This is a genomic window from Capnocytophaga sp. oral taxon 903 (genome assembly GCF_013394785.1).
GTDB lineage: Bacteria > Bacteroidota > Bacteroidia > Flavobacteriales > Flavobacteriaceae > Capnocytophaga > Capnocytophaga ochracea.
The window spans coordinates 730,077-742,342 of the sequence record NZ_JABXYW010000002.1 but is presented as its reverse complement, the minus strand read 5'-3'; the positions used below and the strand labels follow the sequence as shown (position 1 = coordinate 742,342).

The window sequence follows — 12,266 nt, the reverse complement described above, 5'->3', positions numbered from 1 at the left end:
GGAATTATGGCACGTACAATACAAGAAATACAACAGATTATCTATAATGCGAAAGAGCGAGAAGAAGCTCTAAACGTACTTAACTCAAACTCAAGAGTAGCTATATGGCGACTGTGGGTTTATATTATCTCGGTAGCTATTTGGAGCTTAGAAAAGTTATTCGACTTACATAGGACAGATATTGATAAACGCCTTACGGAATTAAAACCTCATACTGCACGGTGGTATAGAAGTAAAGCACTTGCCTTTCAGTATGGTTTTGACCTCTTACCCGACAGCGATAAGTTTAACAACAAAGATAAGACAAACGAGCAGGTAGAGGCGAGTAAGATTATAAAATACTCGGCAGTGGTGGAGAGTAATGACGGTAGATTGATAGTAAAGATAGCCACTGAAAACGGGGAGAGGTTACAGCCTATTACAGCAGATGAACAAAATGCTTTTAGCGGTTATTTATCAGAAATTAAAGATGCTGGAGTGCGCACTACGGTTATTAATTATCTGCCTGATAAGCTTGTTCTGAACCTTGATGTATATTACGACCCGTTAGTATTGGATAGTAATGGAACCGATGTGCTTTACGGCAAACGCCCTATACAAGAAGCCATAGAGGGTTATCTTAAAAACTTACCTTTTAACGGCGAACTTATTGTAGCACATCTTGTAGATGCTTTGCAACAAGCCAATGGGGTGAAAATACCACACTTAAAAGAACTCAAAACAGCGTGGATAGACCCCGAGACCAAAGGCTATGGAGCATTACAAAACATAGGAGTTACCCAAATACCGCAAAGTGGTTACTTTGAGGTAGACTGGAATGCTTCACAAATAAAATACATCACAAAATGATATTTAATTTCAAAATAGAAAAATTGGTCATTCTACTTATACCTTCTTTTTTGCGAAAGGCAAGAATGGTAGGATGGATAAGAACGCTTAGTGCTCCTATCAGTCAGTTGTATTATGACTTTATTCAGAAGAGATATTTGGATATTAAGAAACTTGGACTGAATGGGCAAGTGTGTTACTTACGCAAAGCGCTAAATGATGCATTCGATATTGAGCAACGGCGCATACGTATATGGGACGGCAATCAGTACAAAGGACAGTATCTTTATACTGAAGGAGAACAAAAACCGAAGTTTTTAGGGACTATGTATTTACATCGTGAGGTAGATTACAGCGATACAGGAGTAGACTTTATCGTAAAAATACCTTTGGAGATATGGGAGGCGAAGAAGATTCCTACAAGTGAAATAGGGAAGTACCGTTTCTTTGAGATAGAAGCCCTAATAGACTTTTACAAATTAGCGAGTAAACGATATATTATAGAAGTATAGAAATTATGAACAGTATTAATGTAAACCAAACGGGAGGTTTCCCACTAACTACCGATATATTAAGTTATATGCAGAATGCTTATAAGATATTCAATGCAATGAGTGGTATTTCAGGAGATTTAATTATTCTTTCGGGGTGTGAAGTAGTAGGGAACACGGTGTCAGACGGAGTAGTAGCCATTGAAGGAGAAATATACCCTTTTCAGGGTACGACACTTGGCTCTCACGTGTTTATTAAGGAAGTGAACACATCTAAAATTTTTGAAGACGGCTCACAGAAAACAGTGCTTGTGGAGAAAGTAGCTACTTTTGGCAGTAGTACAAAGAGTTATCCGTGGGAGAGTTTCAGACGAGTGTTAAGTAACAGACAAATAGAAGAGAAATCTTTTACAGAAGAAACCTCTTTGTTGAAACGCTTGGAGAAATTAGAAGAGCGCGTAAAGAAAACAGTACCCTTGGGGTTAGTAGCAATATGGGGAAAACCAGCTAACATTCCTTTGCCAGAAGGCTGGCGAGAGTATGAACCTTTACGAGGACGTATGGCTGTGGGGCAAGATGTTGCCGATAATGATTTAGGAGTGATAGGTAAGGTAGGAGGAGAAAAAATGCATAGACTCACTATTGATGAAATGCCTAGCCATAATCATTTATATAAGGATACTATAACTGTTGAAAATGTTAGTTATAATGATAGATTAGAGATTTTAAGAAGAGGAAATTTTTTAGATGGATGGGATGATATAGGGGCAAGAATACCAGGGGCGAAAGACCAAGATAATAATATTCTTTTTTATAAGAAAAGAACTAGTGAAATAAAGGGTAACGATCAACTTCACAACAATATGCCTCCTTACCGAGTGATTCGTTATATAGAGTTTGTAGGATTTTAATTTATACAATAAAATAATATTATGACAGCAATAGAAACATTAAAGCAGTGGTTTTCTAACCTTAAAAAACCCACACAAGAGCAGTTTTGGGCGTGGTTAGATAGCTTTTGGCACAAGAGCGAGAAGATACCAATAGCAAGCGTTGAGGGTTTGGATAAACTTGTAGAAGGAACGGCTTCGGCTGAGCAATTGAGTAATCACCTAAACGATACACAAGCACATAAGGTGTTATTTGACAAAAAAGTGGATAAGGTAGAGGGGAGAGAATTAAGTTCTAATGACTTTACTAATGAATATAAAGAGAAGTTAGAGGGGCTTCATCAAGTAGATATTTCGGGACTCTTACCAAAAGGAGATTATACGGGTACGGCACAAGACTTAAAAAAACAGATTGATGACAAAGCAGACAAGAATCATAAACATTCGTGGGGAGATATAGAAGGGAAACCTAACACTTTCATTGATACACAAAACTTTTTTGAAGAAAAAATGCAAGAAGGTTTCAAAATTGAGGCAAGCAAACTGAATGATTTTGTAAATAGACCTTCAGGTTCTTATGTTGTAAAATATGGCAATGATGATTGGGGAGGTTTATTGTTGGTCTTTAGGCGAAGTGGTTCTTCGGCATCTTCGTTAGAATTTCTAATGAGTCATTACATTTATGGAACTCGTTTGAGCGTAAGACACAGTATTGATGGAGTTCGTTATGCAGGATTTTTTAAACAGCTTGCTTGGTATGATGATGTTATAAGTGCTGGTGTTAGAGTTGGTGAAAACACAACTTTAAATGTAAACCATCAAAATCAAGTGGTTTTTGTTGCCAATGCTTGTAGTATTGAGTTAAATCAAATTCAGAATATGGGTTCAGTTTCTTTTCGTAAGGTTTTTGATGATGGAACAGTAACCTTTACCTGCACAGGAAAAAACATCATCTACACAGGTGATACTACTTTCAACGGTAAGAAAGGCTCTACAGCGGTGATTTCTATCTACGAAAACGATTGTTACATTGATATAAGAAATATTTAACTATGAATGCAATACAATTTTTTCAATGGGGATCAGTAAAGAATCAGGTAGATGATAAAATGGATAGAAAAGAATTAGTTACTATAAGAGTCGATGCAAGATATAAACAGGTAACAGCAAGCGTTATAGGAATTAATTCAATAAATTTTAATGTTTTAGATCCTATAGTTTTTAGTTTTGGTTTAAATAGCCACGGTTATTTTGATTCATTGGGTAAGTCTAAAAAACAAATTCTTTCAGAAATCTCTAATGTTCATTTGACTATTAATAAACCAGAAAAATACTTTATAAAAGTATTTAATTTAAAAAAAGAAGAAATTTCAAGTAAGTTGAATGATAAAGATAAAACAAATATAATAGTCGCTCCAAAAGGGTACTATTTCCCTATGCTAGAAAATACAAAAAATGTAATAGAAACAGATGATTTTGAGACATCAGATGAAAATATACAACTGAGATTTTATTTACAATTAATTAATAAGGAAACGAAAAAGATGAGCGATACAGTTTTTTATACTTTTAATTTGTATCCAAATAATTAAAAACTATGTAAAAAAACGTCATCTAAAGCTCATCGGTAGACTTATCGTTTGCACAGAACCTTATAGTCTACTTTACACACTACTGACTTTGCTTATTGTAGCTTGTTTCTTTGGCTTTGGGTACTTTCTCTTTTGTCCGATTACCAACAAAGATTTTTACTCGCTCGACGATACCCAACGTTGGCAGTATGAAACCTTGTGCAGGTGCTCAAGTCCTGAACCAAAAAGCTACAACGCCTGTTGGGTTCTATGGTTAAACCCAGTAGCAACAGCTATAACTCTTGTTTTATTATTCACTTTAATATTCTAAGAAAATGAAAGAATTTATAACAAAATACAAGCCTTATGCCCTCGAGACTCAGCGTAAAACGGGAATATCACACCTATTTATACTGGCGCAATCGGCATTAGAGACGGGCTGGGGCAAGAATGTGCCCGGTAATATGATGTTCGGCGTGAAAGCTAGCAAGGATACGCCTGTAAGCAAGAAGCAGTTAGTGCGTACTACGGAGGTACTTTCCGTGCCTATGGTAACAAAGGGACTTTTTCCTGAGATTATCAGCATTACTAAGCGTGCGGACGGCAAATATTTGTACGTGGTGAGGGATTGGTTTAGGAAGTACGATACCCCAGAAGAGAGCTTCACTGACCACGCTCAATTCTTCATCAAAAACGAACGCTATGCAGAGGCATTGAAAGTGAAAAGTGACCCCTATAAGTTTGCAGAGGAGGTTGCTAAAGCGGGTTACGCTACTGCTCCTAACTATGCGGATACTTTGAAAAAAGTGATTAAAATGATTGAACAAGCAAAATAACTATGTATGAAAAGAGTTTTATTATCAATGTTACTCCTTTTGTCAGTGATTGGTTGCAGAACCAAAAAAGTAGAAACCTACAGACAAAGACAAATACAGAAAGAGCACTTTATCACCAATAAAGATAGCTCCCAGCTCTTTGTTCAGGAGTCTCACAGGTCTGAATGGTCTGACCTGTCCGCCACGTCTTTCGAGATTGAACTCCAAAACGACAAAGACAGCCTCGGCAATGCTAAAGAACTCACCTATACCCGCACTCGCGACGGCAATAGTGAGACTATAAGGGTACGCAATGGCAAGGTAAAGATTAAAGCTATCAGAGCCCATTCTAAGAGCTTACAGCAGGCTGATACTACTCTTTATAAGCAATCCTACGCAAGTACTCAAACTGAAGTTCGAAAGCACGAAATACAGCAAGCTGAGCAAATACAAAAACACACCAAAAGTACACCATTAAGGTATATTCTTTGGTTGTTATTGCTCGTAGTCTTAGCTTATGTATATTGGAGATATAAGCGTTTTAAACAGAAGATTTAAAACTTAAGTAAAAAACGAGCTACTTCATCGCGAGGTAGCTCGTTTTTTTATCTGTATAACTTTATGTTATTTACCTATTGACCACACGGTGTAGCTATTGGCGGGTACTTGTATGGTTACATTGCCATCGCCATCGGTAACAAAAAATAAATGACTATTACCAGAGTAATCTATCAAGGTTTTGTTTTTCCAATGGGTGGTAATAGTACGCTTGGCTGGGAGAGTGCTGTTGTTGATAAAGAGCACTAAGCCCGGACTTTTCTCGTTGCCCAGACGTGAGGCTACATACTCTGTATTAGAAGCTAAGTGGAATTTTTCTTCACCTACTGCCAAACTGCGGTTGATTAGCATTAGCTTTTGTAGCTTGGCTTTGAAAGCCTCATTTTCGTAATCGGAATAGAAAATACAAGGGTAGCCACTATGAGTAAGGATATAGGCATACGCCATTAGTTTTTTGTCAGGCGCAATGGTATTGTCCGCTATTTTGTCTTTCTCGGTATCGTGGTTAGCTGTAAAAGTGACAGCTTTCTCGGGGCGCAAGGTTCTAAGCATTGGGTGGGTATCGGTCATCAGTTCGTGCATATCTTTATTGCGGTCTAATGCCTTTTCGAGGGCATAAAAACAGGCAAAGTCGAAAGCACTTGCACCGCTCTCGTCTACCCATTTTTTAAGCGTTTCGGGGTTGCCGTCCCACAATTCACCTACGGCGAAACCACCTACTGCTTTTAGCCAATCGCGTACTACCCAAGCTCCAAAGCTCTTCACATAGTCGAAACGCCAACCGTCAAACTTCATTGTATTCTTGTAATACTTAGCCATTGAGTTATCTTTTTCCCAAAGTTCTTCACGTACATAGGGTACTTTATGCGAGAGGTCTTGTTCTCCGTAAAAGTCAGCTCCTTCGTCAGAAGTTGCATATTTATTAGGGTGAAAGCACTCATAGTTGCGGTTAAATCTTCCAGAAGCATTACCGTGGGTTTCATCGAAAAGGGTGTAGGTTTCTTTATTGCGGTAAGGGTTCCATTCTTTGCCTCCGCCATTGTTGTGCCCTATAACGATATCGGCGATTACTTGCAAGCCTTTTTCGTGGGCTTTGCTGATGAGGTTTTCGAGTTCAGCACGTGAACCAAAGCGGGTTTTGGTAGTGCCGTGCTGGAAGTATTCCCCAAAATCGAAATAATCGGAAGGGTCGTAGCCCATAGAATAGCCTCCGGAAGCGCCTTTGGTGGCAGGTGGTAGCCAAATGCGGTCTACCCCGTTGGCTTTCCAATCGGTGAGTTTAGAGGTAATAGTGTTCCACCATTCTCCGCGGGGTTCTACGTCCCAATAGAAGGCTTGCATCATCACACGGTTGCCGTTGTCTATTTTAGTAAGGTCGAGTACTTTTAAGTTTCGAGGGTAGGGAGGGTCGGTATTGTCTGTATCGCAGGAAAAAAAGAGCAATCCTACGAGGAGGTATATATAATATTTCATATTTTTGGTATTTAAATGATATAATATAGGCTGTCCGACACTGTCGGACAGCCTATATTATGTTATAATTTTTCTATTTTGTAAGTACCTTTTTTGTTTTCATCAAATGAGAAGGAGACATTGTAATTGCCAGCGGTAGTAATTTTGATATTACTTCCTCCGTCTTTTATTTTTCCTTCTAATTGAGAGGTAGGGTTATCAGAACTATCAGCACCGAAATTGGTATCCCATTTATTATTCAAACGGAACTTAAGTTCTTTACCTCCTTTGAGAGCTACATTCTTAGCCACCCAAGTGTTAGAAGCCCCTTCATAGGTGAAGACAACGTCTGTGCCTTTATCAGCATCCCAACCATTGGCAGCATCACCAGCGATACCCCAAGAGTAAAGCTCCATTTTGCAGGTTTTTTTATTTATATCAAGGATGATTTTATAAGTACCTGCAGTTACAGAGATGTTACTTCCACCTTGTGTAAGATTATCAAGAGAACCACCAAGGTTTTCTTTCCAATCTTGATCTTTACGGAATTTGATTTCGCCATCAATTAAAGTAACGTAAGCTACGAGGGTACCATTGTCGGCTCTCCACATAGGGACATCGGGTTTGTTCCAACCGTTAGGAGTAGCACTACCTACCACGCCCCAAGCTGAAGGTTTGATTACCGTTTGGTAAGCAGTTATACTGATAGTACTTTCAGCAACTCCTTTAGTTACTTTTTTTTCTCCTATAATGGCGGTAGTTTTAACTTTTACATCGGTAGCTACCCCTATAGGGAGTTTCAAACTTTGTGCGATGGAGTTGAGTTCGGCTACAGTATAAGTTACTTTGTTAGTAGTAACTTCTTTAGTTGTAGACTTTTCACCGTAAGAAAAAACGGTTTGATACTTCACGGGAGTATTGGCTTCTACTACAGGTTTATAAGTGATGGTAAGGGCTTCTTTATCTGCATCAGCTTCTTGTAACACAAAAGTAGTAGCCGATAGTTCTGTAGTGAGCGTTACCGCATTCACATCAACCGTAGTTTTATCTTCTTTTTCACAGCCAGCTAACAGTACTAAGGATAGCAAGGCTAATTGGGTTATTTTTTTCATTGCTTATTCAGTTTTTAGTATCCAGTATTTTGTTTGATCACTCCACCAGATGCTAAGACTACGTTAGCAGGTATAGGATAGAGTTTACGGAAGTTATCAACGGCTGTACCTGCTGCTACACCACCTTTGAATGGCCACAAGTAAGAGCCTTCAGTAAAGCGGTTGAAACGAATAAGGTCGGTACGACGGAAACCTTCCCAATAGAGTTCGCGAGCGCGTTCATTCAATATTTCCTCTTCAGTAAGAGAGGAGAGATCAGATACACCAGCACGTTGGCGCAAACGATTTAGATAAGTACGAGCGTCACTTTGATTACCAGTTTTGAAAGCAGCTTCGGCATAGTTGAGATACATTTCAGCTAAACGGATAAGAGCTACATCGGTATCTACATAGTTTCCTCCTGGGTCTTTACCTTTTACGCCTGCTGAAGTAATATTTTTGTACTTAGTAATGGCGTAGCCATGTTTGAAGTTAGAAACAGAGGTGATTTCGTACTCTTGACCTTGGATGTGGAACATTGCGCGTTTATCTATCCAAGAAGTAGGAGGAGTACCAGTACCGTTGAATTTTTCGACTAAGGCTTTGGTAGAGCGAATACCACCCCAACCGCTACCTACGCCGTAGTTTTCGGCATTCATCTCTCCCCCAATAGCGGCGTGTACTAAGAAAGTGCTTCCTGCCCAAGTTTGAGAGTTCAAACCGTCGAAATTGGCAGTAAAGATATTCTCGTTTTGAGCGCCATTGGTATCATTGTCGGCTAAGAATAAATAGTTGTAATCATTTACTAAAGTATAGCTGCCATTGTCGATTACTTTTTTAGCATAGGTCATACAATCAGCCCAACGAGCATTGCCTGTATACACTTCGGCATTGAGGTACAAGCGAGAGAGCAAAGCCCAAGCAGCTGCTTGATCTACACGTCCGTATTGATTGGTTTTAGGAGCTTTGAGTTCGTTCTCAATAGCTTTGAGTTCACTTTCAATGAAATCAAACACCTCTGCACGGCTTTTACGGTCGTTTTCAGTAAGTTTGTCTTTCACTTCAGTTACAATAGGAGTTGCCCCAAATAAATCCATCAAGTAATAATAGGCATAAGCACGGATAAAGCGTGCCTCGGCTACTCCGTAAGTTTTCATTTCCTCAAATTGGCTGTCTTGGTTAGTTGAGATAAATGAATTAGCAAATGAAACGGTTTGCGCCAAACGGTAGTACATACCTTCGATGATACCATTGCTGGGAGTCCAGTTCATATTGTGGAAATCGGGCACGCCAGGGTCGCTCCACGCTACTACAGCTTCATCGGTAGGGAGTTCTTGCATATAGAACAACAATCGGGTAAACTGGCTAGTACCTTCGTCAATTCCTTGTACATCGGGAGACCCCGTAGGTCCTTGTTGTCCTGTGAGAGCTAAAGAAGCATATATTTTTGCTAAAGCTTGTTCTGCTTCTTCTAAGTTTGATTTTACTGAATTTTCAGTTTTACTATCTGGGTCGATAGAGGGGTCTTGGTCTAAGTCTTTCAAGCAACTGCTGAGAGACAAAGCTGCTGCCAATCCCCATATTTTGATATAATTACTTTTCATACGCTTAGAAATTTAAGTTAATACCAAATAGGTAAGTTTTAGGACGTGGGTATACGTTGTTATCAATACCTGAAGTTGCTCTGTTATTCGCATCCACAGATAATACTTCTGGGTCTAATCCTTTGTATTTAGTAAGGGTAAGTACATTTTGCATAGTTGCATAGAGGCGTACTTTTAGTTTGTTAGCTTCAGGGAAGTTGTAACCTAAGGTGATATTGTCTATCTTGAAGAAAGACGCATCGTGTAAATACATATCGCTAAGCATTGTTTGCGTTTTACGCTGACTTAACAAAGTGTCGTAGTAAGTACTTGGTGTATTGCGCAAAATGTTATCGGAATACACGCGGTCAAGCGATGCATTGGCAGATGAAACGTTGTCGTACACATAGTTACCAAGGCTTGCACGGGTAGCGATATTCAAATCCCACTGTTTGTAAGTGATGTTGGTAGTAAGTCCCATAGTGATATCGGCATAAGGAGATTTTCCCATATAACGGTCGTTTTCATCTATTTTGCCATCATTGTTTCTATCTACATAAGCCCCTTCAATAGGCATACCGTCAGCTCCGTACACTTGTTCATAGAGGAAGAAAGTGTAAGGGGCATAGCCTTCTTGGTGGCGTTGTACAGTATTCCCTGTACCTCCATTAATACCTCCTACGTTTTGAAGGTTTGTAAGTTTGGTGATTTCGTTCTTGTTGTAAGCAACGTTATAAGTGAGTGTCCAGTTGATATTTTTCTCATCATTGCGCACAGGCACTACGCTTACAATAGCTTCAATCCCTTTATTTTCCATATCGCCGATGTTGCTGGCGATACGGCTACCATAGTTCGTAAATGGAGCTACGTTAGCTTCGGCGATAAGGTCTTTGGTGATCTTGCGATACACATCCACACTACCGAAGAAGCGATTGCCAAAGAAACCATAGTCGATACCGGCATTGAGGGTATTACCGATTTCCCATTTGAGGTGTTTATTCACACTCTCAGGACGTGCTGTTGCAATATAACGATTACCTATTTGATAATAAGCACCTTCATTGATACTACCTACATAGCGAGTGAGGAATAGATAGTCGCCGAGACCATTTACGTTCCCTACTTCACCATAACCGATACGGAGTTTAAGTTCGTTTACTTTTTCTTTTTCTTTTAAGAAAGATTCGTTTTTCACATTCCAAGCCAAGGCTACAGAAGGGAAGTAACCCCAACGGTCGTCTGGGTTCAATTTAGAAGAAGCATCGGCACGGAGGGTAGCGGTAAGCATATAGCGATCGTTGAAGCTATAGTTAGCACGACCGAAGAAAGAGATAAGTACATTTCGGCTCTTGTCGTCTACGGGTTTTACGATGTCACTTTGACCGATGAAAGATTCTGTTTTTTTTGATTCTTTACTGAAGTAAAAGCGTTGGTAAGAGTGTCCCACCATAAATGAAAGGTTATGTTTGCCAATTTCTTTCATATAGTTTGCATAGGCATCAAATAGGGCATTAGAGGCAATATGTGTATAATGATCGTGTACCCCATTGAAAGTACTTGATGAGGAAGGCATACGAGGATCGGTAATGTCATCACCGTTACTCTTAGTATAATCAATACCTGCGTTGATAGTAGCCGTAATATCTTTGAAGAAAGGCAAGTTATAATCTACTTTTACGTTAGAAATCAAACGGTTTACAGTAGAAGTATTATCACGCAAGTTAAGCAATGCCAATGGGTTAGAAGGAGCATTGTTATTTTTGCTGCCTGTATTGTCAAGCCAAGTGTGGTAACCGTTGTAGCGAGTAGAGTTAATGCGTACAGGTTGTGTAGGGTCGTACTCAATAGCAGCACCTATAGCCCCTTTATCGGCAAAGCGGTTTTTGATAAAAGAACCTGATACGTTGAACTCAGTGCGCAATGATTTATCAAAGAACTGAGGAGTTAAAGACAATTTAGCCGTTGCACGTTGGAATTTATCAGTTTTGAGAATACCATCGGCATAAGTATGTCCTACAGAAAGGCGGTAAGGCATAGACTTAAGAGCTCCGGAAATACCTACAGTTGTATTGGTAGTAGGTGCTATTTGGTAGATTTCTTTTTGCCAATTAGTATCGGCATCACCTAATATTGCTTTTTGAGCAACAGTACCAGTTTGGTTTACTAAGGCACGAAACTCATCAGCAGATAGGAGGTTTACATAATCGGATACTTGGCTTAAAGAGATACTAGAATTTACCGCTACTTGGGTATCTTGGTTCATCTTTCCTTTTTTGGTGGTAATCATAATTACCCCATTGGCAGCACGTGAACCGTAGATAGCGGTAGATGAAGCATCTTTTAGTACGGTCATACTCTCAATATCTTCGGGGTTGATAGAGTTCAAAATACTACGTGAACCGCCAACAGCTCCATCGTTCATTGGTATACCATCTACTACTACAAGTGGATTAGAGTTCAAAGTAAGAGATCCTATACCACGCACACGGATATTTTGCTCACCACCAGGAGCACCACCAGCGGAGGTAATTTGTACCCCTGCTACTTTACCTTGTAACAATTGGTCGGCAGAGAGGGTTTGACCTTTGTTAAAGTCCTTATCGGTCACCAAGTTTACAGAGCCTGTTAAGTCCTTTTTTCTCACAGCTCCATACCCGATAACCACTACGTCGCCGAGTTGTTGTACATCCTCTTGGAGAACGATGTTCATAGTACCTGCTTTAGCAGCTACTTCTCGGCTTTTATAGCCTACTGATGAGACCACAAGGGTAACCCCTTTGTCTACTTTTAACTCAAAATTACCGTCAAAATCGACAGCAGTACCGTGAGAGGTACCTTTCACAAGCACACTGGCTCCCATCAAAGGTTGTCCAGAGCCGTCTTTCACTGTTCCTTTTACAGTGATTTGCTGTGCATAACCAAAAGCTACGCACAAGAAAAACATTACTGTACAAAGTAGTTTGTTCATTTTTACTTTCATATATAAT

At 39.6% G+C, this 12,266-nt stretch carries 11 protein-coding genes; 7 read left to right on the top strand and 4 right to left on the bottom strand.

Going from position 1 to position 12,266, the window contains the following annotated elements:
• Window positions 1–6: 6 nt before the first annotated feature.
• The 7 genes from HW279_RS03040 to HW279_RS03010 all read left to right on the top strand — a co-directional run bounded on the left by HW279_RS03040 (window position 7) and on the right by HW279_RS03010 (window position 5,153).
• Window positions 7–849, top strand: coding sequence for a nucleotidyltransferase (locus HW279_RS03040; RefSeq protein ID WP_178957919.1), 843 nt, complete (start codon window positions 7–9; stop codon window positions 847–849).
• The gene (locus HW279_RS03035) at window positions 846–1,340 is read left to right on the top strand and encodes a hypothetical protein (protein ID WP_015781911.1); all 495 of its coding nucleotides are present in this window, start codon (window positions 846–848) and stop codon (window positions 1,338–1,340) included. The genes HW279_RS03040 and HW279_RS03035 overlap by 4 nt, the downstream gene beginning before the upstream one ends.
• Before the next feature lie 5 nt (window positions 1,341–1,345).
• Window positions 1,346–2,230, top strand: a complete 885-nt coding sequence (locus HW279_RS03030; RefSeq protein WP_178957918.1) for a hypothetical protein — start codon at window positions 1,346–1,348, stop codon at window positions 2,228–2,230.
• 21 nt (window positions 2,231–2,251) lie between these two features.
• Entirely contained in the window at window positions 2,252–3,259 is a 1,008-nt protein-coding gene (locus HW279_RS03025) for a hypothetical protein (protein ID WP_178957917.1), read from the top strand.
• A gap of 2 nt (window positions 3,260–3,261) precedes the next feature.
• A complete protein-coding gene (locus tag HW279_RS03020; protein ID WP_178957916.1) occupies window positions 3,262–3,801 on the top strand; it encodes a hypothetical protein in 540 nt (179 codons plus the stop codon).
• Window positions 3,802–4,115: 314 nt separating this feature from the next.
• Window positions 4,116–4,616, top strand: a complete 501-nt coding sequence (locus HW279_RS03015) for a glycoside hydrolase family 73 protein (protein ID WP_178957915.1) — start codon at window positions 4,116–4,118, stop codon at window positions 4,614–4,616.
• A 6-nt stretch (window positions 4,617–4,622) separates the two neighbouring features.
• Window positions 4,623–5,153, top strand: coding sequence for a hypothetical protein (locus tag HW279_RS03010; protein ID WP_178957914.1), 531 nt, complete (start codon window positions 4,623–4,625; stop codon window positions 5,151–5,153).
• A gap of 66 nt (window positions 5,154–5,219) precedes the next feature.
• Here HW279_RS03010 and HW279_RS03005 read toward each other — a convergent pair whose 3' ends face one another.
• The 4 genes from HW279_RS03005 to HW279_RS02990 all read right to left on the bottom strand — a co-directional run bounded on the left by HW279_RS03005 (window position 5,220) and on the right by HW279_RS02990 (window position 12,259).
• Window positions 5,220–6,626: an alpha-amylase gene (locus HW279_RS03005; protein ID WP_178957913.1), complete on the bottom strand. Its 1,407-nt coding sequence runs from the start codon at window positions 6,624–6,626 to the stop codon at window positions 5,220–5,222.
• A 62-nt stretch (window positions 6,627–6,688) separates the two neighbouring features.
• A complete protein-coding gene (locus HW279_RS03000; RefSeq protein ID WP_178957912.1) occupies window positions 6,689–7,717 on the bottom strand; it encodes a SusF/SusE family outer membrane protein in 1,029 nt (342 codons plus the stop codon).
• Window positions 7,718–7,731: 14 nt separating this feature from the next.
• Entirely contained in the window at window positions 7,732–9,300 is a 1,569-nt protein-coding gene (locus tag HW279_RS02995) for a RagB/SusD family nutrient uptake outer membrane protein (RefSeq protein ID WP_178957911.1), read from the bottom strand.
• 4 nt (window positions 9,301–9,304) lie between these two features.
• On the bottom strand, window positions 9,305–12,259 hold the full coding sequence (locus HW279_RS02990) for a SusC/RagA family TonB-linked outer membrane protein (RefSeq protein ID WP_178957910.1): 2,955 nt from the start codon (window positions 12,257–12,259) through the stop codon (window positions 9,305–9,307).
• Window positions 12,260–12,266: the final 7 nt, after the last annotated feature.

What these genes read in the sequence shown, in the direction of transcription:
- HW279_RS03040 (WP_178957919.1), top strand. Translation starts at nt 7, where the DNA reads ATGGCACGTACAATACAAGAAATACAACAGATTATCTATAATGCGAAA.
- HW279_RS03035 (WP_015781911.1), top strand. Translation starts at nt 846, where the DNA reads ATGATATTTAATTTCAAAATAGAAAAATTGGTCATTCTACTTATACCT.
- HW279_RS03030 (WP_178957918.1), top strand. Translation starts at nt 1,346, where the DNA reads ATGAACAGTATTAATGTAAACCAAACGGGAGGTTTCCCACTAACTACC.
- HW279_RS03025 (WP_178957917.1), top strand. Translation starts at nt 2,252, where the DNA reads ATGACAGCAATAGAAACATTAAAGCAGTGGTTTTCTAACCTTAAAAAA.
- HW279_RS03020 (WP_178957916.1), top strand. Translation starts at nt 3,262, where the DNA reads ATGAATGCAATACAATTTTTTCAATGGGGATCAGTAAAGAATCAGGTA.
- HW279_RS03015 (WP_178957915.1), top strand. Translation starts at nt 4,116, where the DNA reads ATGAAAGAATTTATAACAAAATACAAGCCTTATGCCCTCGAGACTCAG.
- HW279_RS03010 (WP_178957914.1), top strand. Translation starts at nt 4,623, where the DNA reads ATGAAAAGAGTTTTATTATCAATGTTACTCCTTTTGTCAGTGATTGGT.
- HW279_RS03005 (WP_178957913.1), bottom strand. Translation starts at nt 6,626, where the DNA reads ATGAAATATTATATATACCTCCTCGTAGGATTGCTCTTTTTTTCCTGC.
- HW279_RS03000 (WP_178957912.1), bottom strand. Translation starts at nt 7,717, where the DNA reads ATGAAAAAAATAACCCAATTAGCCTTGCTATCCTTAGTACTGTTAGCT.
- HW279_RS02995 (WP_178957911.1), bottom strand. Translation starts at nt 9,300, where the DNA reads ATGAAAAGTAATTATATCAAAATATGGGGATTGGCAGCAGCTTTGTCT.
- HW279_RS02990 (WP_178957910.1), bottom strand. Translation starts at nt 12,259, where the DNA reads ATGAAAGTAAAAATGAACAAACTACTTTGTACAGTAATGTTTTTCTTG.